The following is a 25,403-nucleotide window of genomic DNA, read 5'->3' on the forward strand; positions in this document are numbered from 1 at the left end:
CCCGACATGAACAGCCATCTATTCCGTCAGGCGGCCTGTGCCCTGTGGGTGCTGGGATTGGCCGCGTGCAGCGACGAAGGACTGGACGAGGCCACCGGCGCGGAGGAGCTCTCGCAGGTGGAGCAGGACGTGACGTGCGCCTGTTCCGGCGGTGCCTACCACAATGGGACGACCATCCCCACGAGTGCCACCTACTGCGGCTTCCGCGTCTGTGGCGGCGGGAACGTCAACTACGAGTGCACCTCGAGCGGCTGGGTTGCCGTAGCCGGGTCGAGCTGTGGCCAGGGCCAATGCCGCTGCTCGGGTGGCGCGGATGACCAGGGGCGCGCCATCGACCCCAACGTCACCGAGTGCGGCTTCCGCGTGTGCGGCGGCGACCATCAGTTCTACACCTGTGGCACGGGAGGCTGGACGTCCACGGGCCTCAGCTGCAGCTCGACGGGCACCTCGGGCGGCCCGACGTGCCTGGCGAGCCAGGCCGGGGCCTACTGCGGCAACGACAACATGGCCAACGCCGTGGCCTCGACGCTGTACCAGTGCCCGGGCGCCAATCAGGCCCCCACGTCCTCGCAGGCGTGTCCCAACGGCTGCGTGGTGGCACCGGCGGGGACGGCGGACTACTGCTCTCCGGGCAGCAGCCTGGGCTACCGGCTGCCCTGGCCGCGCACCACCGGCCCCATGTACCTGACGCAGGACTGCAATGACTCCTGCTGCGGGGACCACGTCAGCTGGGACAAGTACGCGTGGGACTTCGCCACGTCGCCCAGCGTGGGCTTCCCGGTGGTCGCGGCGCGCGCGGGCACCGTGACGCACCTCAAGATGAACAGCACGTCCGGCTGCAACTCCAGTAGCTGCGCGAGCCAGGCCAACGTCATCGTCATCGACCATGGGGATGGCACGCAGTCCACGTACCTCCACCTGCAGGGCGGCACGCTCGCCACGGGGGTGACGTGCGGAGGAAGCGTGGTCCAGGGACAACGGCTGGCCACGGCGGGAACCACGGGTTGGTCCAACGGCGTCCACCTGCACTACGAGGTGAGCCGCGTGCACACGGGCGCCCCCACGTGCGAGTGCGGGCCCACGGGACAGCTCTGCGCGGCCGGCACCGTGCCCTGGAACAACTTCTGGCCGAACGCGACGTACCCGACGGTGGCCATCCAGTTCGATGAGTGGCCAGCGGCCAGCACGTGCGCCAACCGCCGGGTGACCCTGCCCGCGTCGCTCAACTGAGGCGCGGCGTGGGCTGAAGCACCGGTGGGCCCGCTCCAGCAGCCGTGGAGCGGGCCCACGATTGCATTTGCCGCACGCGGGACGGACGCATCAGGTGTCTTGCGTGTTGCGTCAATGACGGTTAACAATGCTGGCGACGTCCTGGCTTGTCAGCACTCCATGTCCAACCCTCCCGTCTACACGCCAGGTTGCTCCCGCCCCTCCGGCCTCGAAGGGCCTGCTCGGCACGTCAGTGCCAGCGCCATCGGCCGGTCCGGGCAGTGTTGTTGTTGTCGCGCGTGCTGAGCGCCCCGCAGCCCCCTTCCCTCAGCGGCCCTTTGTCGTTCTCCTGTGCTCCCCGGACCTCCCGGTAGCACGTGCAATGCCCCTCCACGTCTGAACTGGCGTCCCTCCATGTCCAATCCCGCCCCTCGTGTATCCACGAAGGCAGTCCTCTTCGCTTCCCTGTGGCTCTCCATGGGAGCGTGGGCTCAAGCCGCGCCCCCGGAGCCTGCTCCCGCCACCCAGGCTCCGCGGGAACCGGACGTCCCGGCCGAGACCAAGCCCAAGCCGCCCCCGTCGCCGGGGGTCATCATCACCGCCGCACCCGGCAAGGGCTTCACCGTGGCGACGGATGACGGGAAGTACTCCGCGACGGTGCGTGCCCGCTTCCAGATGCGGGAGACGGTGACGGGCCAGGACGTGGAGGGGGCGCCACGGAAGTGGACGCAGGAGCAGAACGTGCGCTCGGTGCGGCTCTTCCTCCTGGGCAACGTCCTCAACCCGGACCTCAAGTACACGCTGCAGCTCGCATTTGGCGGCAACGACTTCGAGGCCGGCTCCTCCAGCCCGATATTCGATGCCTGGGTCGAGTACACGGCGGTGCGGGATTTGAACGTCCGCGTGGGCCAGTTCTTCGTTCCCTTCGACCGCGCGCGCACCATCCGTGAGTCGAGCCTTCAGTTCGTGGACCGGCCCCTCGTCATCGGCGAGCTGACGTTGGACCGGGACATGGGAGTGATGCTGTCGTCGAACGACTTCCTCGGGGTGCGCGGGCTGCTGAGCTACAACCTGGGATTCTTCGGAGGCGAGGGCCGCAACCGCTTCGGGGCCTCGACGCCGGGCCTGCTCTACGTCGCCCGCTTTGCGGTGCGGCCCTTCGGCCCCTTCGACGACGACGTGGAGGGGGACCTGCAGCGGCTGCCGAAGCCCCGGCTGATGGTGGGCGTGGCTGGCGCGTACAACCAGAAGACGAACCGGCAGCGCAGCACCACGGGCACCACCTTCACGCTCGGCACCTTCGACTATGTGCACGCGGACGTGGACGCGGTGTTCAAGTACCGCGGCCTCTCCATGCTCGCGGAGGTGCTCTACCGTGACGGGTCCCCCTCATTCCGCGACGGCACCGTCAACGGACAGCCGGTCCGCGAGTGGTCCCGCTCGGGCTGGGGCTACGTCGTGCAGGCGGGCTACATGCTCACCTCGAAGTTCGAGGCCACCGGGCGCTTCGACGTGCAGCGGGTGGACTCGGACAGCGACCCCGCGCTCATCACCCAGGTGGACCAGCAGGGACGCGAGCTGGGCGCGGGCCTGAACCTCTACCTGAACGGGCATGCCTTCAAGTTCCAGGGGGACTACGCCTATCAGTTCGGACGGACGGGGCCGGCACGGCACCTCGTCCGGCTCCAGCTCGACGCGTCCTTCTGACCCGCCATCGCCGCGGACTCAGCGACTCGAAGACGCCGCCTTGTTGGCGGGCTCCTCGCGCAGGAGCTGGACGGCGCGCTCCAGCAACTCGTCACGGCCCGCCTGGAGTCCCGCCACCGTCGGCCGCAGCTTCACGTGGGGCTCGAGCCCCTTGCGCTGCAGCTGCCGTCCATCCCCGTGGAGCACCTGCTGTCCGGTGAGATAGAAGGTGATGCCGCCGGGCAGCACCGCCTGGGTGACGTCGCCATTGGTGCCCGCGGTGGCGCTGCCCAGGAAGACGGTGTCCGCCGCGGCCTCCAGCATCAACCCGGTGTGCTCGGCCTGGCTGATGGTTCGCGAGTCGATGAGCGTCACCGTGCGGCCCCGGTACCTGGGACTTTCCACCTCTGGCAGCGAATCGCTGAGCGTCAGCCAGCCCGCGTGCTGGCCTCCCGCCAACGGGCGCTCGTACCGGGCATAGGGGCGCGAGCCCTTCACGTCGAAGTAGGGCCCGAGTGCCCACATCGTGCCGCGCGGGTAGCCGCGCAGGTCGAACACGATGCCGCGGGTGTCCTTGAGCTTCTCGAACATCGCGGGCACCTGCGGGGCCTCCAGCTTCTCCAGGTCCACGAAGCCGATGTTCCCCTCCAGCACCCGGTAGGGCTCCTCCTTCGAGGGAGGCAGCTTCCACCGGGGCGTACGGATGAGCTTCACCTCCCTGGCCCCCTGGGCGCCGCGCACGCCGAGGACGACCGTGGAGCCCTCCTCTCCCCCGAGCGTGCGCAGCAGGGTCATGTCCCGGCGATGACCGGGCAGGGAGCCCGACACGTACGGGGCGAACCGCCGCACCCGCGCTTCGATGGGCTCGCCGTCAACCTTCTCGATGATGTCGCCCGGCACGAGTCCGGGCGCGGACTGCGCATCGAGCACCTCCACCACCACGGCCTTGCCGTCGATGTCCGTCACCCAGACCGGCGGGGCGACGCCGAAGAAGCGCTGGAGCTCCGGATGGCCTCGCACCGAGGCGTGGCCGTCCTGGAGCCACGTGGCCGCCTCGGCCAGCGCGAGCACGTACGCCGTCGCGTCCTTCGCCGCATCCAGCTTCTCGAGCAGCTCCGGCAGGCGGGCGTCCCACGGCCGGTCCATCAGGTCCGGGTAGGCGAAGAAGAAGCGCACCACCGTCCACAGCTTGGCCCCGGCCAGCAGCCGCATCTCCCGGGAGGGCTGGAGCGCGTCCTTGTAGCTCGGCTCCGGGCGCCAGGCGACCGTGGGCCGAGGGGCCACCGCCACGCCGGCCTTCCGCTTGGGGGGACGGGCGGCCAGCATGAGCGCCTGGCGCATCCCTTCGTCCGGCCCATCCAGACGCGCTCGCGCGGGCCGCTTCACGTCCGCCTCCAGGGGCAGCACCGTCTCATTGAGACTCACCAGCGCGTGATACCCCTCGCCCAGCGGCACGGTGTCCTGCGTGTTCGTGGCGCCCTCGTTGAGCGGGCCCTCGGCCACCAGGAGCGCCTTCCCACGGGCGCGCAGGGCCAGGATGGACAAGTCGATGGCGGAGTCCTCGTCGACCAGGAAGACGAGCAGGGCCGGCTTCTTGCCCGGAGTGCCCGTGACCACTTCGTCCGCGGGCGACGTGAGCTCGGTTCGATAGAAGCCCTGCGCGCCATCCTGCGGCCTCAGGCCCAGGTGGTGCACCTCGCGCAGGCCGGGAACGCTCAGCTCGCCGTCGATGAAGTGCGGTAGCAGCCCCGGCACCATCCACGAAAGGCCATAGCGCTGCAGTCCTCGCATGCGCAGGTCCATCACCACCGCGCGAGCCTTCGCGGCGTCCGCGTCCAGCGTCGCTTGCAGCTCCTGCATGGAGGCCTCCCCCTGGGGCCCCAGGAGGTTGCGCAGGTCGAGCACGAGGACGTCCTTCTCCCAGCTCTTGAGCGCACGCAGGGTGGGGGCCGGGCCGGAGGAGGCGGGGGGCTTCTCACGCTCCACCAGCGTGGCCGAGTCCCCGAGGGCCGCGAGCATGCCCTGGACCGCGGCGGCATAGGCCTCCGCGTCCCGCGCTGCCTCCACCCTGGGCAGCGCGGAGAGGAAGGCAGCGTCCCACTCGGCGGGCATGGAGAAGGCCCGCGGGTGGCGGAAACGAACCTCGCCCCACAGCTTCACCAGGCGCACCCGGCGTTCGGCGCGGAGCGCCTCGGGCGAGGCCGTGGCGGGAACCTGCGCCAGGGCATTTCCCGTGAGGAGCAGGGCACCCAGACCCAGCCATGAGACCCATCGCAGCCAACCGCTCTTCATCGTGCCAACCCCTTGTCGCGGGAACCCGCGAGCGTAGCCCAGCCCCGAGGGGCCTCCGGATGTGACCCGGCCTGCCGGTGAATGGACATACACGTGGAAGTCTTACCTGACCCGGGCAGCGGAGGGCCATTTCCGGGCGTGATAGACTTCGGCGCATGGACAGGGTCGCGCTCTTCTTCTGGCTGGGCATGCTGTTCGTCGCGGTCAACATCATGTGGGCGCTGGCCCAGGCGGTGGTCGCGAGCGCGTTCGGCGCCCGGCCGCTGACGGTGCAGGTCGGCTACGGGCCGAAGCTGCTGGCGTGGCGCATGGCCGGAATCGGCTGGAGCCTCCACCCCATCGTCCTGGGCAGCTCCGCGTCATTCACTCCAGAGGCCGAGGACGGCGCGGACGCGACGAGCCTCAAGAGCCGGCTCAACAAGCTGCCCCCGCCACTCCATGCCCTGTCCCTGGCCATCCCCTGGTATGTGCAGATTGGCGTCGCCATGGCGTGCCTGGGCCCCGCGGAGGGCTTCCACCAGTTCACCGAGGGTTTCCCCGCGGTGTTCAACATCCCCGCGCTGCCAGGCCGCGTGGAGCGCTTCGTCGGACTGCTGCGTGACGGAGAGGTGCTTCGCGCGTGGGGCATCATGAGCGCCCGGATGGCCGCGCTGAACCTGCTGCCCATCCCCACGCTGGCGGGAGGCTACCTGATGCTCCTTCCCTGGCGCGACAAGTCTCCGACGTGGGTGCGCCCCGTCGCCATCGCACTGCTCGCCGTCGTGCTGCCCTGGGCCGGGTACGTGGCGTACCTCTTCGTCCGGGCCATCCTCTAAGCCAACTTCGTCGGATCGCCGAGCGTCGCGTTGAGCGCGACGGCTTTGCGCACGAGTCGACGCGCCAGGGCAGCGTCAATCGACATGCCCTCGCCCAATACCAGATTCGCCATCTCGTATTTGCCGCCGGGCTTGAGGCGCGGCTCGATGTCGCGCAATCGCTGCCCGCGCCAGAAACCGAACAACACGCGCTGTTCCTCCGCGCGGATCAACAACACGGGCCCGTTCGACAGATAGACGAGGTGCCCCCATTTCACGACTTCATCGAGCCCGCGCACCGCATGCACGGCGGCCCGCAGATGCTCGACGCAGTCGCGTTGCCAACCGGCGAGTGCGACGACGTAGGCCTCCGGGTTGGCGGCGGGCTTCGACTTCTGCATGGCGACTCCTTCGACGCGCGGCCTTGAGCTGCGGGATACCACAGGTATCCCTCAGCCCTTCCGACAGGGTTGACTCAGGGGCAGAAGCAAGTGCCATTACACGCGTAGTCGAGAGTACAGGGCGTGCTTCCACAACCCGCTACGCACGTCGCCTCGCTGCCGTACCAGCGGGTGTAATTGCACGTCCACTTCTGCGAGCAGATGGCCTGCTGCGTGACAGTGCCTTCCGGGAGCTGTTCAGCGACAGGGGCCGACTCGGACGCCGGTGCCTGCTCAGGCGCGTACGTGCCGCCGCAGCCCGCGGAGACGGTGAGGCCCACGACAGCAGCCAGCAGGGACAGGGTGATTCGCATGGGACAGACTCCTGGGTGCCACGAGTTGGACTTCAACCGCGCCTCCTGACCCGAGCGGTGACGCATGCGCGGTCCCGGATGCGCCACACGAGCATGGAGGTCTCGGGGGGTAGAGGAAGGCCTGATTTGCGGAGGCTACACCTGGGTTCCCCTCGAATACGAGCCGCTCCCGTCCGCCGGCCCATGAGCCGTTGGGAATTGCTCAGGGAGCCAGGGAGGCGGGAGCCACGGCCTCCGCCGTGCCTCGCGTCGCGGGCTCGGCGGACGGCCCCAGCCGGATGCGCCGGCTGAGCGCGAGGCTCGGCGCCTCGAGGAGCCGGTGGAAGACCCATGCGAAGCCGATGCAAGCGGCGGTGGCGAGTACGAACCACATGGCCTCCCACGCCGGGCTCCGGCCGGTGAGCCGGAGGCCCACGCGGAAGAGCGCGCCCGTCACCGTGTTGTGCGTGAGGTAGAGGCTGTAGGAGATGGCGCCCAGCCCCTGCAAGGCCCGCCACGACAGCCACGTCTCGAGCCGGCCCGCGAGCCCCACGGCCAGCACTAGCGCACCGGTGGCCGCCGCCACGTGCAGCTGCACGTCCGCTCGCACGAGCCCCATGACGCCCACCAGCGCCACCTGCAACGCCGCCGCCGCGACGTGCGCGCCCGAGCCCGCACCGCGACGCACGACGGCGCGCCACACGAGCACGCCGGTGAGGAACAGGTGCCAGCGGTCCACGAACAGCCCGTGCAGGTGGAAGGGCTCCAGCCCCACCAGCCACAAATCAGCCAGCAGTGTCGCGGGCCAGAGGGCCGCCGTGAGCGCGCGCTCGGGCCCCAGGCGCTCGCGCAGACGGGTGACGCCGAGGAGCAGGAGCGCGAAGGTGGCGTAGAACTGGAACTCGTAGCAGAGCGTCCAGTACACCGCGCTGAGCTGACGCACGCCCAGCAGGTCCGTCAGGTATGTGAGGTGGGCGAGCACCTCGCCCCAGGTGGGCAGGAGGTACGTCTTGCCGGGGACGAAGCGCACCGAGAGGAGCCCGAACCCCACGGTGAGCGCCAGGGACGCCCAATAGGCCGGGTCCAACCGCACCGAGCGGCGAGCCAGGAAGCGCCCCACGTAACCGGGCGTGACGTGCGCATGCGCCATGCTCGCGGCGATGACGAAGCCGCTGATGACGAAGAAGACGGTGACGCCCGCGTCTCCCCGGCGCAGCACGCCATTCAGCACCGCGCCGAGGAAGGGTTCCAGATGCGCGAGGTGACCGCCCTCCCGGGCATGGAAGCCGACGACGGCGAGCGCCGCGAAGCCTCGCAGCGCGTCGATGAAGACATAGCGGGGTCTGGAATCCGCAGGCATCCGAGGGACACTTCGTCGGGGATGCGGGATTAGACGTCGGCGCCGCGCGGGATTGCAACCCGCCCCCTCCCCTACTTCCGGGCGGCGGCGAGGATGTATTTCGGCAGCAGCTCCTCCCGGAACTTCTTCCACACCGGGAACTGGCTGTAGTTGCCGCCGGTGAACATCACGGTGAGGTCGAGCTCCGGGATGACCATGATGAACTGCCCGCCATTCCCTCCGGCCTCGTACTCGGAATAGACGCGGTCGCCCACCTTCAGCTCATGCCGCCACCAGGCGTAGCCGTAGGTCCGGTCCGCGCGCATGACGGAGTGACGCGCGACGGAGCGCTCCACCCAGCGCTTGCTGACGACGCGGCGCCCGTTCCAGACGCCGCCCGACAGGTAGAGCTGCCCGAGCTTCAGCGCGTCCCGGGGACGCAGGTGGAAGCCACCGCCCAGGTACGCGTCACCGGCGGGCGTGAGGTTGAGGTGGTAGTTTCGCATCTGGAGCGGCGTCGCCAGCGAGCGCGCGAAGAAGTCCGGCAGCCACGTGCCCGTCGTGTTGCGCAGCACGCCGCCGAGCAGATTCATTCCCGCGGAGCAGTACACGGCCTGCTCCGCGCCCGGCTCCCGCTCCATCGGCAGGTTCAGTGTGTACGTGTACCAGTCGGACTCCTGCTCCTGGAGCGTGTTCTCGTTGCCCGGCGAATCGCCGTTGTCATCGTCACACGCGAGCCCCGACGTCATCGTCATCAGGTGCTCCACCGTCAGGCGCGCCTTCCGCGGGTCGGGCGTGCCGGCGTCCTTGTAGTCGGGGAACAGCGAGTACACGGGCGTCTCCGGCGACAGGCGCGCGCCCTGGTCGATGGCGATGCCCACCAGCGCCGGCGCGAAGGTCTTCGCGGCGGAGCGGAGGTCATGCGGCCGCTCCTTGTCGTAACCGTGGAAGTACTCCTCGACGACGAGCTTCCCGTGGCGGGCGATGAGCAGCCCATGGATGAGGGGCGCGGACACGTCAGCGGGCTGGGCGTCGAGGATGCGCTGCACCAACTCGCGCACGGGACCTGTGTCCATGCCCACGTCCGAGAGCGACGCGGTGGCCCAGCCGTCCTCCTCCGCGATGGGCTTGCGGTACGTGTACGGGCCCGGGGACGGCGTGCGCGGGTAGAGACTCACGGCCTGCTCCCTGTCGCGCCGGGTGAGGTCCAACGTGCCCAGGAACATGAAGGGCAGCGACAGCTTTCCGGCACGCGCGTCGTAGGTCCCCTCGAAGCGCGGGCCTCCCTCACGCGCGCTGACGAGCCGGACGGTGTCCCCCGTCATCGAGACACGGAACACGGGCTGCGGAGGGAAGTTCTTCTCCGGGTTGCGCATGATGGCCTGGACGGTGCCATCGGGCGCTTCCTGGACGACGAGGTAGAGCGTGAAGCGGTCCTCCATCGGCTTCACTGCGCCGCGCCAGACGCCCTTCTGCACGGCGCGCAATTCCACGGGCGTGGCATAGCGGACGCCGCCCACGACGATGGCCCGCTGAATCCAGTGCCCCACGAAGCGCTTGCCGTCCGGCGTCAGCGCCCCCCGCAGCTCGCCCTGGCCTCCGGGCAAGACGACGGAGAGCACCTTCTGCTCCTCCCGGCCCGGAGCCTCGAAGCCGCCAATCCGGGCCAGCCACGCGCCGTTGTCCCGCAGGAGTGTCAGCTCGCCCTGGACCTCGGGACCGAAGACGCGCTCACCGCCCCAGATGCCGGCGAGCTGCTTCGCCGGGTCCGGGCTCGCGGGAGCCGCGGGCTGCGCCAGCCCCGTCCCGGACACGAGTGAAAACACCAACAGCGGAACCGCCAGACGGCGGTGGGCGTGAAGGAGCATGGCGGACGTCCTCGTGGGTGCAGGGCTCGGTGCTTGCCGCTCCGGGCCCTACGCACGGCACGAAGAACGATTGCTCTTGCAACTCACGCCACCTTCACCGGGCGCCTTGTCGCGCGAGAGGATGACCGCGCTGTAGGAGCCGGGTCAGAACCGGAAGCTCTGGGCCACCGTGAGCAGCTGCTCCTCGTACTCCCCGTTATTGGCGAGACAGGCCTGCGTGGAGACGATGTAGCCCCGCTGGTCCTTCACGGTGATGTACATGTGGCCCACGTGGGTGGCGTTCTTCACCACGAGCTCGCGACCGGGCAGCCCGCCCACGGTGGCCGGCTTGTCCTCGAGCACCTCCCAGTACTCGCTCTTTCCGTAGTCGTCGCGCTGCAACTGCACGTACGCGTCGAGCGAGTAGTCGTCCTTGCGCGAGCGCATCACCCCCGCGTTGTCGAGGCACTTGGAGTTCCCCGTCCCCGACGGACGGATGCCCGCCACCTCGAAGCCGTCGATGTCGCGCTCGCGCCAGCCCTGGGGGTACTCGATGGAGAAGCCGTCGCCCTCGTAGCGGCCGCCCAACTCCGGGTCCTCGCCGAGCTTCAAGACGTAGCCGCGTACGGCCTCCGCGTTGCGCACGGTGAGGAAGCCCAGGCCGCCGAGCACCGCCAGCACCGCGAGGCTCGGCACCGGCCGCGTCACCAGGCTCCGGACCGCGAAGACGAGTCCCTGCACCGCGCCCACGACGAAGGCCAGCGCTCCGATGATGGCCAGCACGTAGAAGAACCGGCCCGTCACACTCGCGAGCCACAGGGTGAAGACGAAGAGAAGCGGCCCTCCGATGAGGGCAAAGAGGAAGCCCAGCGGGTGCTCGGGCTGCTTCTCGGGCGCGGCGGATTCAGGAGTCGAGTCGGACATGCACCCGAAACGCTAGAAGGCCGGGGGTGGTGGAAGCAACGCCGTCCCCCCCGGGTCTGCGGGCACTCACGGGGTTCGACACCGTCAGTCGGTGAACGTGTTGGGCTCCTTGCTGAAGCCCGCCTTCGCATGATGCGTCAACCGCTCGGAGCGGGAGGCCTGCTCGAGCGCGGCGATGACGGCCTTCTCGGCGTCCGCGGCCCAGTCCTTCACCTTGGCCGGGTCGACGCCCTTCTCGCTCACGTACTTCGCGAGCGCCTCCGAGGCCTTCTTCATTCCCGTGCCGGCGTTGACCGCGAGGTCGGTCATGATGGCGTTGCCATACTCGCTGGTGACGACGTCCTTGAGCTTGATCTGCCCCTTGGCCGCCGCGCCCCTGGCATCCTTGCCAGTCACCGCCACCGGGTGGTTCCGGATGTCGGAGATCTTCCCCTGGTTGGCGAACTTGATTTGCGCCTGCTGCATCTCCGGGGCGGCGCCCGCGGCCATGAAGACGGCCGACAGCTTCACGTCGGTGCGGATGGCCTCCGCCGCCTCGACGCCCTTGAGCACCGTGCCGTCACCCCGGGTGAGCACCACGCCCTTGTCGTCGATGCCGAGCCCATACCGGCCGAAGTGCTTCTCGTAGAGCGCCGAGTCGTTCTTCTTCAGGTCCCGCATGAACTCGGCCAGCGAGCCGTTGCCGCTCTTTCCCAGCGTCCACTGGGTGAAGCCCCAGGAGACGCGCCCGATGTCCCAGGTGTTGACCTTGCTGAAGGTACCCTCCAGGCCCGAGATGGACGCCAGCACCTTCCGCCGGTCTTCGCTGATGCCGCTCTTCTCCAGCTGGGTGTCGACGTCCGTGCGTGAGTCGCCCTTGATGGCGCCTCCATCCAGCGCCTTCCATGAGTTCGTGTAGGCCGTCTCGCGGCCATCGCGCATCCGCACGGTGGTGCCGTCCACCGTGATGTCCGAGCGGGTCTGTGGCACGTCGACCATCGGCTGGTATGCGTCCACCCTCGCGAGCGCGGTGGCCTTGACGCTCTTCTCGGTGGCCTGGGCGGTGGTGAGCCGGGCGTTCGCCGCGTCGAGCTCGGTCTTCTGGGCGTTCTTGAGCGCCTCGGCCTCGACCGGGTCCTTGGGCACCTTCGCCTTCTGGTGCCGGGCCTTCAGCTTGCTGACCGCTTCCTCGGCATGCTTCACCTCCGCGCTCGCATGCTGGAGCTCGGGGTTCGAGCCGATGTGTGTCTTCAGCCACGCCTTGACCTTGTCGCCCTCGGCGGCGACCTTCTTGTCGGCGGCCTCGAGCTTCGCCTGTGCGGCCTTCTTCGCCGTGTCGGTGGTCGCCTTGTCGAGGGCCTGCTGCGCCTCGTTGCGCCCCTTCACGGCTTCCTTGAGCGGGTTGTAGACCTTCGCCTTCGGAGGCTTCCAGGTCGCGACGTTGATGGGAATCAACAGGTTGAGCTCGACGGCGTTCCCGCGCTTGATGGTGCCTTCGTCGTGCGAGGTCACCTTGATGCCGTCCAGGTTCTTCTGGATGTCGGCGGCCGAGGCCTTCGCCACGGCGGCGGCCTTCACCGGCGCCTGCACCGGAGCGGCGGGCCCCGTCGGGGCGGCAGGAGCGGTAGGAGCCGCTGTCACCGGCCTGTCGAGCGCCGCGAGGGCGCGCTTCAGGTCGGGCCCTTCCAGCTCGAGCTCGAGTGCGTCGCGCAGCGAGGTGCCGGTGAGCTTCTCGTACTTCTGCGCCACCTGCGGGAGCAGCGCCGGGTCCGTCCCCTCCAGGGCCTCGAAGACCGCGGCCTCGTCGGTGCCCCAGATGTCGTCCATCGCGGCCTTCAGCTTCGCCGCCGCCGTGTCCACCGGCCCGGCCGTCGCCTTGCTCTTCGTGGCCGAGGCGGACATCGGGTTGAACGAGAAGGCCTGATTGCCAGGCGGACGCCCGCGAATCTGGTCGGCCAGGCGCTTGAGCGTCGTACCCACCGCGCCATCCGAAATGGCCTTGAGGAGAAAGGCACGCTCGGCGCCGGCATCGGCCCGGGGCGACGCCTTGGCGCTGACACCCGCCTTCGACAGCAGGGTCGACAACTCCTTCTGCTGGGCGGGGCTGAAACCGCTGATGGCCCGGGCCGCGACGCCAACGATGGGCGCGGAGAGCGCTCCGGACAACGCCTGCTGCAGCGCCTGACGGATGGGGCCTTCCGCGAAGGTGGCGAGCTGCTGTTCGAGCTTCTGCTGCGCCGGAGCCTTCGACACCGACGGGCGTGCGGCCTCCATCGACGAGTCGGGTCTGGCGGGGGCCGGGGCCGCAGCGGGCGCGGCAGTCTGCGTCGCCCGCGCCATGGGAGCATCGACCTTCGCGAGCTGCGGAGCGGGTGGGCGGGTGATCTTGACCATGCCCCCAAAGCCTAGACCAACGCCTGCGCGCCTCGAAAATCCCCCGGGAGGCCTCCCCATCCACTGCCTACTGCCCTGCTCGGATGATTTCAGCCATGGACCGCTCCGCCAGCGCGGTGATGGTCAGTGAGGGGTTGACCGTCCCGGTGCTGCCGGGAACCGCCGCGCCGTCGACGACGTAGAGGTGCGTGTAGCCCTTCACGCGACCGCAGGCGTCGGTGGCCGCCCCCAGCACCGCGCCGCCGAGGGGGTGGGCCGTGAAGGAGGCGTTGACGTCAGGGGCCAGGATGGGGACGCCGACCTGCGTGCCGCTGGCGGCGGCGATGCGGTTGTTGACGACACGCAGCGCGGCCACGGCGTTGTCGTTGCCCTGGCTCGGCCAGTCGAGCACCACCTTCTGGCGGGTGCTGTCGTAGCGGAAGCTCCCGCGCTGGGAGTCCAGGGCCATGCCGAGCGTGCCAATCAACCCCGGGTTGGCCGGCAGGTTGGGGACGTACCAGTTCTCCAGCGTGACGGGCATCCCACCCTCATCGAGGATGCGCGAGGCACACGGCGAGCCCTGGTTGAATCCTTCGAGACTCGAGAACGAGCGGGCTATCGCCGCGTCTCCGTTCGAGCCCCAGCCGGCGCCGATGCTCTCGTCGAGGTCGGGCAGCGCGCCGGTGTCGCGCGCCGCGACGAGCAACTCGCTGGTGCCGATGGAGCCCGCGCCCAGGAACAGCCGGTCAGCCGTCAGGGTGCGCTTGCGGAGCACCGTGCCATTCGGAGCGATGACGTCGACCTGTACCCAATAGCGGCCGTCCACCTCGCGGCCGATGGCGGTGACGCGGTGACCAGGGTGGATGCTCACCCTGCCGGTGGCCTCGGCCTGGGGGAGGTAGTTCTGCCCGAGGTCGTACTTGGCCCCGTTCGCATTGCCGAAGGTGCTCTCCCCGATGATGGCGGAGGGGCGCGACCTTCCAGTCAGCTCGCTCCGCACGACCTCCCACTGGAAGATGGAGTCGATGCGCTGCGGGGTGTAGCCCGCCTGGGTGACGTGGGTGTCCCAGAGCCGGGAGTGTCCGAAGGGAGCGCTCTGGTACACATCCGACGGCATGGGGGAGACGCCGAGCATCTGGCGGGCGAGCGGGTAGTAGCGCCGGTCCATCTCCTCGTAGCTCACGACGCCCTGGAAGACCTGGTCGAAGAAGCGCTGCTCGGGCTGCACCATCGCCCCGGTGAAGACGACCGAGCCGCCGCCCACGGCGGCTCCACGCCAGACCTTGATGTGCTCATAGTCGGTGACGTCGAGCACGCCGCCGAAGGAGTCGACCGGCCGGGTGATGCCGTCGAATCCCGTGAAGCTCTTCCTGAACCACACGGCCCGGCCGTCGAGCAGCGATTCAGAGGAGAAGCTCTGCCGCCACGGGTCTCTCGGCCAGCGCGAGCCACGCTCCAGCATGGTGACCTGCACGCCCGCCTGCCCGAGCCGCAGCGCCGCCACGGCCGCACCGAAGCCCGTGCCAATCACGAGGGCCTCGGAGTGCGAGGGCGCGCTGGGCAGCGCCCGGAAGATCTCCGGCACCACGAGCCGGTACGCGAGCTCGTTGAGCGAGCTCACCGGGGGAGAGGCCTCGGCGGCATGCGCCACGCCGGCCCCGAAGAGGGAGGAGCCCGTGCCAGTCACCGCCCCCAGGGCTCCGAGCTTGAGCAGGCTGCGTCGCGAGATGTTCATGCGTCTCCCCTTCCAGCGCGTGGGCGGCGACCTTCCGCCGGATGGGAGGAATTGTCAGCGGCCCGCGGTCCTGGATCTGCCCCGCGCCGCCCTCCCCTACGGCTGCGCGGGGCGTCCCTCGGGCACGAGGGAGCTGCCACACTCGTTGGCCCCCCCTCCGTCGCCGAGCTGGAGTCGCTCGACCTGGGCGCCCCCCGGCGCATGCGCTTCGGCATCACCCGAGGAGGGGACACCGTGAAGCGCCGGCTCGACAGGCCACGCGCCCTCCCCCTCCACCGCAATGCAGTCGAGGAGCGCGAGGAGCCGCTCTTCGACGGGGATGGACCCGTCGTCGACCGGAAGCTCGCCGCGGGCCCTCAACCGACCGCGAGGCGGGCCCGGCGTCCTCGGCCCGCGAAGCTGCCCCTGAGTCCGAATCATCCGCCCGGTCCTCAGCCTCCGCCGTGAGCGGAGGCGTGCCGCACGGGGCCTCATGGCGCGACCGTGGGCGGCTTCCAGATGAAGACGTTCCGCCGGGTGCTGTTCGCGACGACGAACACGTTGCGCGCGGGGCTGTAGCGGAACCGGCCATAGGTGCCATTCGAGGCCGGTGGTCCCGGGTCGTCGCCCGTGCCGGTGACCTCCACCCACTTCCCGGTCTGCAGGTCGAGAATCGCCAGCCTGCGCCCGCCTGGATACGCCACGAACCGGTCGAGCACCGGCGAGTACGCGAGTCCGGGTGCCCCGCCCACCGGCGAGCTCAGGCCCGTGGTGGCGACGGTGGCGTGCGTCTTGCCGGGCGCGCTCAGCGCATAGGTCGACACGGTGGCGCCCTCGCGGACCAGCGCGAGGACGTTGCGCTTCGTGTCCACGGCGGCGCCCGCGTAGTAGTAGCCCTCGCCGTTCGGAGCGTGTGCGGTCCATGTGTCGGCGACCGGGTCGTACTCGTGGAGCTTCCGCGAGCCGATGTACCAGAGGTGCCCCCGCGCATCGGCGGCGCTCGCGCCGTAGTCGATGACCGGATTGTTCGCGCCGCGCACCCACCGCGCGGTCGCGAAGTCGAAGCCCAGCACCAACTGCGAGCCCGTCTGGCCGCTGGGATAGGTCCCCACGGAGCCCAGCACGTAGAAGCGACCCGTCGCCTCGCTGAAGGCGATGTTGCCGTAGGTGTGCGCACTGCGCGGCTGCTGCACATCCAACTGCGAGCGGATGCTCGTGTCCTCGCAGAGCTCCGAACGGACGTAGCCGGTGGACCCCAGTCCCGCATCGGGAATGTCCAGCGAGGTAACGGAGGGGTACAGGCCGCACGACTCCACCCGCTTGTCGCGCATCACCGGCGTGACGCTGTTGCCCGTCATGCCCGAGGGCAGCTCCGTCCACCGCTTCCACATCATCGACGCGAGGTCGAAGGTGAACACGTTGTTGTACGGCGAGTCGTCATGCCCACCGCCCCAGACGACCAGGCGGTCGCGAAGCGAGTCGTACGCGCCGCCGCTCCACGCAATCATCACCGCTTCACACGGGTAGCTGGAGTACGGCTGGGGACAGACATCCGCCATCTGCGTGTTCGGCAGCTCCTTCCAGGAGCCCTCGGGCATGGCGGCGATGATGGCGTCTATCGGCCCGGGCTCGACTCCGCCCGCGTCGGGCACACCGCTGTCGGCGCCGTCTCCTCCATCCACGCCAGTCCCGGCGTCACCTCCCCCGTCACCCGGGAGAGGCACCTCGGCCGACTCACTCCTGCCGCAACCCGGGGCAACGAGAGCCCAGAGAAGGGCCGACAACGGGACGACACTACGAAGGGTTCGTTGCATGTCTCATCCAGCGGGGACCGACGTGAACACAGCATCCGAGATGTACGCGGGCGGGACGGTTCAGCCCCTCACGACGCCGTCGTAGACGCCGTAGCCACCGGGAATGAAGAAGTCCCTGCCCGGCTCCAGGCCGAAGGCCCGGATGGCCGTCGCCACGATGTCCTGCGAGCGCGGCGCGCGCGTCACCCGCTGTCCGGACTCCTCCACCAGCGTCACCGGCGCGCCCATGGGCGAGCCGTTCATCGTCCGATAGAAGACCGGCTGCTGCAGCGTCCGGTCGACGAAGGTGTCCACGAAGGCCCGCTGCGCGGCCGCGTCCTGCTCCGCGTATTCCGCGTCCGTCGGTGGAATGCCGCGCAGCGCGAGCGAGGCCCGCCGCAGCAGTCGGCTCGGCGCGAGGACGTCGCTTCGCTCGCCCGCGTCGGGGTTGTTCGTGGGCGGAGGCTCCACGCAGCCCGCGTCCTGCGAATCTCCGGGCGGCTCGACGGGCGAGTTGCCTCCGCCCGAACACCCCATCCAGACCACCAGGGGCAGGACCCACCATAGAGGGCTCGGCGAGCGCACCGGTGCAGATGGCTCAAGCCGAGCGTTGAGACACATCGACATGCGCGGATTCATTCAATCCGACAGAGCAACGCGCATGCCGCGCACTCGCGGCGCTGGCGACAAGCGCGTCTCTCTCGGAGACAACACGCGCAGTGCGGGCGAAGAGAGCGGCGTCGACGGGGAATGCCCCCCACACGTTGGGGCGCCTTCCCCTCAGATCCCACATCGTCAGAACGTGAAACCGAAACGCAGGATGTCCATGTTGATGTCCACGATGCGCCCGTTCCTCTTCGCATCGCCCCACGAAATGCCGTACTGGGCACCGAGGTCGACCTCCTCCCGTCGCTGATTCCAGCTGTAGCCCACGCCCGCGCCAATCACCGCGGCGAGGAAGGAGCGGGAGCGCGGAGCCGTCTTCCGGTACCCCAGGTCGAGGCCGAAGGTGAGCTGTCCTCCCGTCGTGCTCCGCGTGGCGGGCCCCACCGTTTCGCCGTCGGGGCGGTCCTGCGCATGGCTCCACATGCCGCCCAGCTTGGGTTGGATGAAGAAGCCGTCCCCCCGTGCCCCGGGCCACGGCGTCCAGGCCACCCCCGTGTAGGCCTTGAGCGCCCGGACGGTGCCGCAGCGACCGACGTCTTCGGAGCAGCGGCGGCGCGTGTACATGGGCGTGACTTCGATGACCAGGTCGCTCCTGTCCGACACCTGGAGGTTCGTGCCGACAGGGAGCGCCAGGTGGAGCGCGCCGGCGAAAGGCCCCATCAGCAGGAGGGAACCGTGCGTTATCGGCAGCGTCCAGAGCGCATGCGCGGGCCGCTCTCCTTCCGGCGCTAGGGACGTTGGCCTCTCCGCCGCCTCCGCACGGGCCGCTGCAACGAGAAGGAGCACCAGAATCAGCATGACCTTGTTCAAACGCGTGCCTCCTGCCTCAGGGTGGGCCCCCCGCGAAGCAAGGGCTGTTCCATGGGCATGCATGAGGCCCCTACAGAGTGAAACGGTGACGGCGCATGACACCCCTGTCAGAGGCCGCGCGCAGGTGCACCGGACGCGGATGTCACGGCCCTCCCTTGACGTGGCGGAGGGAGATTCCATCGGTCGAGGTGCTCACCTGGAGACGGTAGCACCGGTGGGCGCCCGCCCCCCCGTGGCACGTCGCGGTGGGAAGTAGGGCAGACTGGGGAAAGGCCCTGGCGCCACGGACGGCGCGGAGGGCGGACGGGCAGTGCCCGTACCGGGGGCCGGGAGCCGAACCATGAAACACGTCGAAGCCAGGATGACGGCCGTCACCGGACCCGTGGGACGGTTGATGACGACAGTGGAAGGGGATGGCGGAATCCCCACCCTCTTCGTGCACGACGTCGCCGCCGACCGGACGCACTGGGCCCAGGTGCAGCACGGCCTCGCGACGCGCAGCGTGGCCTTCGACCTGCGAGGGCTGGGTGAGAGCGGCGGCTCCCAAGGGCCCTTTGGCGTGGAGGCGGCGGTCGAGGACGTCGCCGCCGTGGCCGACGCGCTGGCCCCCGAGAAGGTCCTCCTGGTGGGCCATGGCTTCGGGGCCGCGGTGGCCGGCGCCTTCGCCGCGTACTACCCCGAGCGGCTGGCCGGGCTGCTCTACGTCGAAGCCCCGGGAGACCTGCGCCGCATGCCCAGGACCGAGGCGGAGGCGTGGCTCGACAACTTCAGCGCGGCGAAGTACGGGGCCTTCCACGAGCACTGGCTCGCCCCGCAGTTGCTCGCCGCCAAGGAAGCAACGCGCGTCCTGGTGATGAAGACGATGCGCACCTCGCGGCGGGAGGCCATCGCCGGGAATCTGGAGTCGCTGCTCGGCCATGACCCGGACGCGGCCTTCGAGCAGTTCAAGGGCCCCACGCATGCGCTGGTGGCGACCGCGGGTCCGGAGACGCTGGCGGGCCAGCACCCCACGCTGTCCCGCGCCGTGGCGCCGCACGCCAGTCACTGGCTGATGCTGGACGCGGCGCAGTGGTTCCACACGGAGCTGGTCCGCTTCCTCGGCCAGTGCCGGCACCACCACTGAGGCGCCGCGCCGGGCTCGCCCGTCCGCGAACCGGGCGGGTTGACGGCGGTGCGCTCCAGCACGCCCACCCCACCCTTCGGGCCGGCACCTGCTCCGGTACCTGCGCTCGGCCCCCGGGCCGCCCCGGGTTGTTCCCGCCGTGGCGCGCTCACAGCTTCGTCGAAGGCGCTCTTCATCCACGATGCACGGGCGTGGCCCCTGGCGCCCCGGCGATACCGGTGCGCGGAGCGGAGGTGTGCACATGGCGGGAGCCCGGGCACTCACGCGCGGGGAGGCGGGAGCCGGTGTGCACTGGCGCTCGCGGCCGGGCGACCTCAACCCGGTTGCCTGGTGGGTCCACCACACGCTGTGGTTCCTGCCCGTGCTGGGCGCACTGCTGGGGGCCCTCCTGGGCGTGCTGATGGTGCGCCCGCCGGGGCCACTGGCCACGGTGCTGCGCGGCGTGGCGTGGCAGGCCTCGGTGCAGGAAGCACGGACGATGCTCTCCTCCGTACTGGGCATCGCGCTCTCCTCGCTGAGCATCGTGCTGTCGCTGTCCATGCTCGTGGTGCAGAACGCCGCCGGGCAGTACTCGCCGCGCCTGTTGCGGCTGTACCTGCACAGCGCGGGCATCCGCGTGGTCATCCCCATGTTCGTCGCCACGAGCGTCTTCTGTCTCGTGGCCGCGCAGTTGTTCGGGTTCGTTCCCGGGGCCGGGAGGCAGCCGCGGCCGGCGCTGAGCCTGGCCATGCTCATGCTCGTCCTCTGCGAGGCGTCGCTCATCTTCCAGGTGCTGGAGACGCTCCAGTTCATGCGCGTGGAGAACCTGGTGCGACGGGTGGGGCGCGACACGCTGCGTGTCGCGCGGAGGCTGGAAGCGCGCCGCCAGAACGACCTCGCGCCACGCCCGGCTCCGCCGCCTTCGTCGAGCACGTCCTGGCCGCTCCGGGCCCTCGAGAATGGCTTCGTCGCGGATGTGGACGGGCGCAGGCTCGTGGCCGTGGCCCAGGAGCTGGGGCTCGTGGTCCACCTGGACGTCACCATCGGCGAGCCGGTGACGCGGGGCGCGGTGGTGGGCCGGGTGGAGCCAGGCGGCCGCGGCCCGGCGGAGTCGCGCGAGGTGGCGGAGGCCCTCCTGCCCGCGCTGCTGATGGACCGCTGGAGGGACCTGGACTCGGACGTGGCGCTGGGCGTGCGGCAGCTCGTGGACGTGGCCATCAAGGCGCTCTCGCCGGGCATCAACGACCCGTACACGGCCGTGGAGGTGGTGGACCAGCTCACCTTCCTGCTGTGCGCCATGAGCCGGATGAAACTGGGCCCCCGCGTGCTGCCGGATGCGTCCGGGCACCCCCGCGTCTTCCTTCACGCCGCCACGCTGCAAGACTACGTGTCGCTCGCCACGGACCAGATTCTCCGCTACGGCGCGGGCGAGCCCGCCGTGGTGGTCCGGCTGCTGCGGCTGGTAGGTGAAGTCGGCCAGCGCGCGCGGCGCCCGGAGGACCGGCACGCGGCCCGGGAGGCCCTGCGGCAGATTCAGGCCCAGGCGGAGCGCGCCCTGACGGACACACCCTGGAGGGAGCGGATCCGCGGCCACGCGGAAGCGGCGGAGCGCGCGCTGGAGGGCGAGCCGCTACCGGCCCTGCCCGCCATCGGATTCTGACCCTCCACGCCGCGGCCTCAGCGAAGGGGGGGCTCGGACCCGCCTTCCTCTTCCTCCACCGGGGGCGTTCCACGCCGGGAGCGCGGGCCCTGCTGCCAGGGCCAGCGCCCTTCCAGCTCCACCTCCAGCGTGAAGCTGAGAAAGGTCCGGATGAGGACGATGAGCCCCAGCACGAACACCTGGCCCAGCGTGGGGGACTCGGTGACGGTGCGGATGATGTCCGCCGCCACGAGCAGCTCGAGCCCCAGGAGGATGGGGGAGCCGATGAGGGTCCTCAGCAAGCGGTACCGCTCCCGGATCGAACGGCCCCTGTCACGCACGAGGGTGACGACCGCGGCGAGCACCACGCCCAGCACCATCACCGACACGCCCAGGGCCTCGAAGAGCCAGGCGGCCAGGGCCACGAAGCGGGTGAATTCCATCGAGCACTCCTCGGCTCGCGGTGGGCGGCCTCCGGCTGGGGGGACGGCCCGATGACGTTGAGGACGGCGCGTCCCACGCGCCAGCCCTCACGGCTGCCGCCATGCACGCGCTCGCGGGCCTGCCTCCGCCTCCCTTGTGTCAGAGGGTGCCCGGGGGTGGAACCGCCCGCTCAGTCCGGCCGCTTGCGGCGGCGCGACATGATGCGGCTCAGCGCCACCTCGGTGATGCCGAGATAGGCCGCCACGTCGCGCTGGGGAACGCGTCCGTGCAGGTGCGGATGCTCCTCCCAGAACTTCACCAGGCGCTCCTCCGCGGACAGGTCGAGGAACTCCTGCTCGCGGCGCTCCTTGAGGATGAAGTGGAGCTCCGCCACCCGGCGCGCCAGCCGCTCCCAGCACACATGGCCCTGCTCGAGCGCCTGGAAGTCGCGGGTCTGGAACACCAGCACGCGGCTCGGCTCGAGCGCCTCAATCGACGTCATCGACGGCAGGCCCTGCAGCATCTCCGCGTAGGCGCCAATCAGCTCGCCCTCCGCTCGGAACGCCTTGATGGACTCTCCGCCGCGTGCGGACACGCGCACGGCCCGGAAGACGCCCTGGAGCACCACCGCGAACCGGTCCGCCGCGTCTCCGGGCCGGAGGAACAGCTCCCGCTTCGCGAGCGCCTGCTCCTTCGCCACTGCCTCCGCCTTCTCCCATTCCTCGGGAGGCAGGGGGGCCTGCGTGGAGAGGCGCTCGAAGAGCTTCGGAAATCTCACGGGGAAAAGACCTCGGCTTGACCCAGGTTAAGGCGGCAGCCGCACCGGACGCCATACATCGGTGGCATGTCCATCAACGTCTACGCCGTGGCCACCCCCTTCGTCATCGCCCTGGCCCTGGCGGAGTTCGCGTACTGCGGGGTGAGGCGCAACGGCTACTACAGCTTCCAGGACTCCATCGCGAGCATGGGCACGGCGGTGATGAACCAGTGCGTCAACGTGGCGGTGGCCCTGCTGGTGCTGCCCCTCTTCGCGCAATTGGGCCAATTCGCGCCGTGGAAGCTGGACGTCTCGTCGCCGCTGTCGGTGGTGGCCCTCTTCCTGGGCGTCGACTTCCTCTTCTACTGGTTCCACCGCTTCGGCCACCGCACCAACATCGGCTGGGCGGCCCACTCGCCGCACCACTCCACCGAGGAGCTCAACTACGCCGTGGCCCTGCGCGCGAGCGTGACGCAGCGCCTCTTCTCGTTCCTCTTCTACTGGCCGCTGGTGCTGGTGGGCTTCCCGCCGGAGGCGGTGCTGGCGATGGTGGCCTTCCACCTCGTGCTGCAGTTCATCCCGCACACGCGCGTCATCCCCAAGCTGCCCCGGTGGGTGGAGTCGTGGCTGAACACGCCGTCGCACCACCGCGTGCACCACGCGCGCAACGACGCCTACATCGACAAGAACTACGCGGGCTTCCTCATCATCTGGGACCGGATGTTCGGCACCTACGCCGAGGAGACCGAGCCGTGCTCCTACGGCCTCACCACCCCGGCGAACACCTGGGACCCGACGGCCATCAACTTCCAGGCGTGGGGCCGGCTCGTCGGTGACGCGGTGGCGACCCGGAGCTGGTGGGACCGCCTGCGCGTCTGGGTGATGCCCACGGGCTGGCGGCCCGCGGACCTTCCGCCGCGCTCGCTCGGGTACTGGAAGCAGGACGGCGTGGAGGTGAAGTTCAGCTCGGTGGAGCTGCCCGGCATCCGCGGCTACCTCGTCTTCCAACTGTTCGCGTCGATGCCGTTCATGCTCCTGGTGAGCCACCATGCCTCTCCGCTGTCGGGCTGGCAGCAGGTCTCCCTGAGCCTGTTGCTCTGGGCAATGGCCACCGCCTGGAGCGGGATGCTGGAGTCCAAGCGCTGGAGCCTGCCGCTGGAGCTCGCGCGGGTGCTCGCCATGGGCGTGGCGGTGACGCTGTGGCTGGCGCGGGCCGGGGCGCCCCAGGCGTGGAGCGCACTCACCGCGGCGTGGCTGCTCGTCTCGCTCTCCTGGCTGCTGGTGGCTCGCGGTGGTGCCACCCGGCGGGCGCCGGCGAAGCCCTTCCCGGGCTGACCGGAGCCCCCGGCCCGGGAACGGCGCCCACGTTCATCGCCATCGGCCCCAGACGCAGGAATCAGGGCCGCGTCTCGGCCTGGCGGTTCGCCGACCCGTGCGTGCCCTGCGTGCGCACGCGCGCCAGGGTCCGCGCGAGGAACGGCTTGTCCGCCGGGGTGCGCTCGGCCTCCGCGGTCCATGCCGCCTCCACCTTCGCCAGTGGGGCCCCCTCCAGCAGCGCGAGCATGCCCGAGTCGGCGGTCAGCGCGGCGGCGTCGCTCACCGCCGCGCGGCAGTCCTCGAGCGCACCCACCCGGTCTCCCAGGGCCTCGCGCACCCAGCAGCGCGTGCCGCGCGCGTACGCCAGCCCCGGTGCGAGGGCGACGGCGCGGTCGGCCGCGATGAGCGCGTCCGCGGCACGGCCAGCGGCCAGCAGGTACCAGGCGCGGTTGTTATGGGTGGGCACCCAGTCGGGCGCGAGTGCCACGGCCTGGTCGAGGTCGGCGATGGCGGCGTCATGCTCCTGGAGGCCGTGGAGCAGCTGCGCACGGGTGATGAGCACGCTGACATCTCCCGGCTCGTCGCGCAGGAGCCCGTCGAGGAGCTGCCGCGCGCGTGGGAAGTCGCCCACCTGGGCCGCCACCGCCGCCTGCCCCCGGCGCGCCTCGCGCTCCAGGACTCCCGAGGCTCCGCGTGCGGCCTCCGTGAACGCTGCGATGGAAGGCTCCGGCCGGCCCAGTGCCAGCTGGGCCCAGCCTCGCTGGATGAGCGCCTCGGGATTGCCCGGCGCCAGGAGCAGCGCGCGCTCCGCGGCCCCGAGCGCCTCCTCGGTGCGGTGCACTTGCAGGAGGACCCGGGCGAGGCCGATGTGGACCGCGGGGTCCGCCTTTCCCGCCGCGGTCAGCGCGGCCGCCTCGCACTCCGGGACGACCTCGGCCGGAGCCTCCTCGTAGCTGCGCAGGTAGCAGCGCCGGCTTCGCGCGATGGTCGCGTCACCGCCGGCCGAGAGCATGGCCCCGTAGTCGGCAATCGCCTCGCGCGTCTGGCCGAGGGCCTCGTGGACATGGGCCCGCATCCAGTACGCATTCCCGAGGTCGACACCGGCGTCCACCCCCTCGTTCGCGAACGCGAGCGCCTGCGCGGGCTGCCCCACCTGGAGGGCGTTGTGGGCCGAGGCGCGCGCCTCCCGGGCGCGAACCCACGGGTCCGCCCGCACGCTCGCGGACACCCCCACGCCCACGAGCACCAGGAGCCCCGCCAGCGCACCGAGTGCCACCATCCGGGCGCCCACGCCGCGCGGCGGAGCCTCCGCTCCCCGCAGCACCCAGAGCCCGAACAGGCTCCCCACGACGAGCCCTCCGAAGTGAGCAGCGTTGCTGCCGGGGCTGATGGCGGCGAGGAGGAGCCCACCTCCCACGACGTAGCTGGCGAGCCGCCACAGTCGCTTGCGCCGCTCCTCCTCGGAGAGCGGGTCGGCCCGGCGCAGGAGGGCGGCGAGCTCCACGCCCATGAGCCCGAAGAGCGCGCCCGACGCGCCCGCTCCCGCTCCCGCCGGGGAGGCCGCTACCGAGACGAGCGCGCCGCCCACCGCGGCGATTCCATAGAGCGGGAGGAAGGTCGCCGTCCCGAGCCGGCGCTCGCACGCCGGCCCCAGGTCCCACAATCCCCACAAGTTCAGGGCCAGGTGCCAGACAGCCACGTGGACGAAGGCGCTGGTGAGCAGCCGCCACACCTCACCGTCGACGAAGATGGCGGGCCCGTACGCGGCGCCCCAGCGCAGCAGGTCCTCCCCCGAGGCCGTGGCCGTACTGGAAAACAAGCCCGCGCGGACCTGGAGCGCGAAGACCGCGACGTTGGCGAAGGCAATGGCCCAGGAGGCCGGAGTGAACCGGGACACACGGGCGGGAGGAGCTCCCGGCGTGGACGGCGCTGCTTCGGAGGTCTGCATGGGTGGCGCGCAGCTTCGAGCACCTGGACCGCCGCGCGCAATCCACCCTGCCCTTCAC

21 protein-coding genes are annotated in these 25,403 nt (G+C 70.4%); 6 read left to right on the forward strand and 15 right to left on the reverse strand.

Annotated features, from left to right (window positions below; translation table 11 throughout):
* Positions 1-6: 6 nt before the first annotated feature.
* Complete coding sequence (locus OV427_RS08170) at positions 7-1,230, forward strand: M23 family metallopeptidase (RefSeq protein ID WP_267855545.1); 1,224 nt, start codon at positions 7-9, stop codon at positions 1,228-1,230.
* Between the two features lie 393 nt (positions 1,231-1,623).
* Positions 1,624-2,916 (forward strand): porin, encoded by a 1,293-nt coding sequence (locus tag OV427_RS08175; RefSeq protein ID WP_267855546.1) that lies wholly within the window; start codon positions 1,624-1,626, stop codon positions 2,914-2,916.
* A gap of 18 nt (positions 2,917-2,934) precedes the next feature.
* On the opposite strand, the gene OV427_RS08180 is transcribed toward OV427_RS08175, so the two are convergent.
* Entirely contained in the window at positions 2,935-5,187 is a 2,253-nt protein-coding gene (locus OV427_RS08180; protein ID WP_267855547.1) for a S41 family peptidase, read from the reverse strand.
* A gap of 155 nt (positions 5,188-5,342) precedes the next feature.
* Between OV427_RS08180 and OV427_RS08185 the strand changes: the two genes are divergently transcribed.
* Positions 5,343-6,002: a hypothetical protein gene (locus OV427_RS08185; protein WP_267855548.1), complete on the forward strand. Its 660-nt coding sequence runs from the start codon at positions 5,343-5,345 to the stop codon at positions 6,000-6,002.
* On the opposite strand, the gene OV427_RS08190 is transcribed toward OV427_RS08185, so the two are convergent.
* The 11 genes from OV427_RS08190 to OV427_RS08240 all read right to left on the reverse strand — a co-directional run bounded on the left by OV427_RS08190 (position 5,999) and on the right by OV427_RS08240 (position 18,159).
* Positions 5,999-6,382, reverse strand: coding sequence for a DUF1801 domain-containing protein (locus tag OV427_RS08190; protein ID WP_267855549.1), 384 nt, complete (start codon positions 6,380-6,382; stop codon positions 5,999-6,001). The two genes, OV427_RS08185 and OV427_RS08190, sit on opposite strands and share 4 nt — an antisense overlap.
* Before the next feature lie 74 nt (positions 6,383-6,456).
* Complete coding sequence (locus OV427_RS08195; RefSeq protein WP_267855550.1) at positions 6,457-6,735, reverse strand: hypothetical protein; 279 nt, start codon at positions 6,733-6,735, stop codon at positions 6,457-6,459.
* Positions 6,736-6,937: 202 nt separating this feature from the next.
* On the reverse strand, positions 6,938-8,074 hold the full coding sequence (locus tag OV427_RS08200) for an acyltransferase family protein (protein WP_267855551.1): 1,137 nt from the start codon (positions 8,072-8,074) through the stop codon (positions 6,938-6,940).
* Between the two features lie 71 nt (positions 8,075-8,145).
* The gene (locus OV427_RS08205) at positions 8,146-9,921 is read right to left on the reverse strand and encodes a serine hydrolase domain-containing protein (RefSeq protein ID WP_267855552.1); all 1,776 of its coding nucleotides are present in this window, start codon (positions 9,919-9,921) and stop codon (positions 8,146-8,148) included.
* A 144-nt stretch (positions 9,922-10,065) separates the two neighbouring features.
* Positions 10,066-10,824, reverse strand: coding sequence for a hypothetical protein (locus tag OV427_RS08210; RefSeq protein ID WP_267855553.1), 759 nt, complete (start codon positions 10,822-10,824; stop codon positions 10,066-10,068).
* 84 nt (positions 10,825-10,908) lie between these two features.
* Positions 10,909-13,197, reverse strand: a complete 2,289-nt coding sequence (locus tag OV427_RS08215; protein ID WP_267855554.1) for a hypothetical protein — start codon at positions 13,195-13,197, stop codon at positions 10,909-10,911.
* A 67-nt stretch (positions 13,198-13,264) separates the two neighbouring features.
* Positions 13,265-14,911: a GMC oxidoreductase gene (locus OV427_RS08220; protein ID WP_267855555.1), complete on the reverse strand. Its 1,647-nt coding sequence runs from the start codon at positions 14,909-14,911 to the stop codon at positions 13,265-13,267.
* Between the two features lie 96 nt (positions 14,912-15,007).
* Positions 15,008-15,331 (reverse strand): hypothetical protein, encoded by a 324-nt coding sequence (locus OV427_RS08225; protein ID WP_267855556.1) that lies wholly within the window; start codon positions 15,329-15,331, stop codon positions 15,008-15,010.
* 50 nt (positions 15,332-15,381) lie between these two features.
* Positions 15,382-16,572 carry a hypothetical protein gene (locus OV427_RS08230; RefSeq protein WP_267855557.1) on the reverse strand — a complete coding sequence of 397 codons (1,191 nt, stop codon included), beginning with the start codon at positions 16,570-16,572 and terminating at the stop codon, positions 15,382-15,384.
* 192 nt (positions 16,573-16,764) lie between these two features.
* On the reverse strand, positions 16,765-17,220 hold the full coding sequence (locus tag OV427_RS08235; RefSeq protein ID WP_267855558.1) for a hypothetical protein: 456 nt from the start codon (positions 17,218-17,220) through the stop codon (positions 16,765-16,767).
* Between the two features lie 258 nt (positions 17,221-17,478).
* Positions 17,479-18,159, reverse strand: coding sequence for a hypothetical protein (locus OV427_RS08240; protein WP_267855559.1), 681 nt, complete (start codon positions 18,157-18,159; stop codon positions 17,479-17,481).
* 340 nt (positions 18,160-18,499) lie between these two features.
* Here OV427_RS08240 and OV427_RS08245 point away from each other — a divergent pair, with 340 nt between their 5' ends.
* Together OV427_RS08245 and OV427_RS08250 are read left to right on the forward strand one after the other, a co-directional pair.
* Entirely contained in the window at positions 18,500-19,282 is a 783-nt protein-coding gene (locus tag OV427_RS08245) for an alpha/beta fold hydrolase (protein WP_267855560.1), read from the forward strand.
* Positions 19,283-19,523: 241 nt separating this feature from the next.
* Positions 19,524-20,921, forward strand: coding sequence for a DUF2254 domain-containing protein (locus OV427_RS08250; protein ID WP_267855561.1), 1,398 nt, complete (start codon positions 19,524-19,526; stop codon positions 20,919-20,921).
* A gap of 17 nt (positions 20,922-20,938) precedes the next feature.
* Here the strand turns inward: OV427_RS08250 and OV427_RS08255 are convergent, their stop codons facing one another.
* Complete coding sequence (locus OV427_RS08255; protein WP_267855562.1) at positions 20,939-21,343, reverse strand: DUF1622 domain-containing protein; 405 nt, start codon at positions 21,341-21,343, stop codon at positions 20,939-20,941.
* Between the two features lie 170 nt (positions 21,344-21,513).
* A complete protein-coding gene (locus OV427_RS08260; protein ID WP_267855563.1) occupies positions 21,514-22,101 on the reverse strand; it encodes a Crp/Fnr family transcriptional regulator in 588 nt (195 codons plus the stop codon).
* Between the two features lie 66 nt (positions 22,102-22,167).
* On the opposite strand from OV427_RS08260, the gene OV427_RS08265 reads away from it, so the two are divergent.
* Positions 22,168-23,415, forward strand: coding sequence for a sterol desaturase family protein (locus OV427_RS08265; RefSeq protein ID WP_267855564.1), 1,248 nt, complete (start codon positions 22,168-22,170; stop codon positions 23,413-23,415).
* A gap of 61 nt (positions 23,416-23,476) precedes the next feature.
* On the opposite strand, the gene OV427_RS08270 is transcribed toward OV427_RS08265, so the two are convergent.
* Positions 23,477-25,294, reverse strand: coding sequence for a rhomboid family intramembrane serine protease (locus OV427_RS08270; protein WP_267855565.1), 1,818 nt, complete (start codon positions 25,292-25,294; stop codon positions 23,477-23,479).
* Between the last annotated feature and the right edge of the window lie 109 nt (positions 25,295-25,403).

Origin of the sequence: Pyxidicoccus sp. MSG2 (assembly GCF_026626705.1) — a bacterium.
GTDB lineage: Bacteria > Myxococcota > Myxococcia > Myxococcales > Myxococcaceae > Myxococcus.

Bases quoted from the DNA above. Each gene is read 5' to 3' on its own strand.
- OV427_RS08170 (WP_267855545.1), top strand. From the start codon at position 7: ATGAACAGCCATCTATTCCGTCAGGCGGCCTGTGCCCTGTGGGTGCTG.
- OV427_RS08175 (WP_267855546.1), top strand. From the start codon at position 1,624: ATGTCCAATCCCGCCCCTCGTGTATCCACGAAGGCAGTCCTCTTCGCT.
- OV427_RS08180 (WP_267855547.1), bottom strand. From the start codon at position 5,187: ATGAAGAGCGGTTGGCTGCGATGGGTCTCATGGCTGGGTCTGGGTGCC.
- OV427_RS08185 (WP_267855548.1), top strand. From the start codon at position 5,343: ATGGACAGGGTCGCGCTCTTCTTCTGGCTGGGCATGCTGTTCGTCGCG.
- OV427_RS08190 (WP_267855549.1), bottom strand. From the start codon at position 6,382: ATGCAGAAGTCGAAGCCCGCCGCCAACCCGGAGGCCTACGTCGTCGCA.
- OV427_RS08195 (WP_267855550.1), bottom strand. From the start codon at position 6,735: ATGCGAATCACCCTGTCCCTGCTGGCTGCTGTCGTGGGCCTCACCGTC.
- OV427_RS08200 (WP_267855551.1), bottom strand. From the start codon at position 8,074: ATGCCTGCGGATTCCAGACCCCGCTATGTCTTCATCGACGCGCTGCGA.
- OV427_RS08205 (WP_267855552.1), bottom strand. From the start codon at position 9,921: ATGCTCCTTCACGCCCACCGCCGTCTGGCGGTTCCGCTGTTGGTGTTT.
- OV427_RS08210 (WP_267855553.1), bottom strand. From the start codon at position 10,824: ATGTCCGACTCGACTCCTGAATCCGCCGCGCCCGAGAAGCAGCCCGAG.
- OV427_RS08215 (WP_267855554.1), bottom strand. From the start codon at position 13,197: ATGGTCAAGATCACCCGCCCACCCGCTCCGCAGCTCGCGAAGGTCGAT.
- OV427_RS08220 (WP_267855555.1), bottom strand. From the start codon at position 14,911: ATGAACATCTCGCGACGCAGCCTGCTCAAGCTCGGAGCCCTGGGGGCG.
- OV427_RS08225 (WP_267855556.1), bottom strand. From the start codon at position 15,331: ATGATTCGGACTCAGGGGCAGCTTCGCGGGCCGAGGACGCCGGGCCCG.
- OV427_RS08235 (WP_267855558.1), bottom strand. From the start codon at position 17,220: ATGGGGTGTTCGGGCGGAGGCAACTCGCCCGTCGAGCCGCCCGGAGAT.
- OV427_RS08245 (WP_267855560.1), top strand. From the start codon at position 18,500: ATGAAACACGTCGAAGCCAGGATGACGGCCGTCACCGGACCCGTGGGA.
- OV427_RS08250 (WP_267855561.1), top strand. From the start codon at position 19,524: ATGGCGGGAGCCCGGGCACTCACGCGCGGGGAGGCGGGAGCCGGTGTG.
- OV427_RS08255 (WP_267855562.1), bottom strand. From the start codon at position 21,343: ATGGAATTCACCCGCTTCGTGGCCCTGGCCGCCTGGCTCTTCGAGGCC.
- OV427_RS08265 (WP_267855564.1), top strand. From the start codon at position 22,168: ATGTCCATCAACGTCTACGCCGTGGCCACCCCCTTCGTCATCGCCCTG.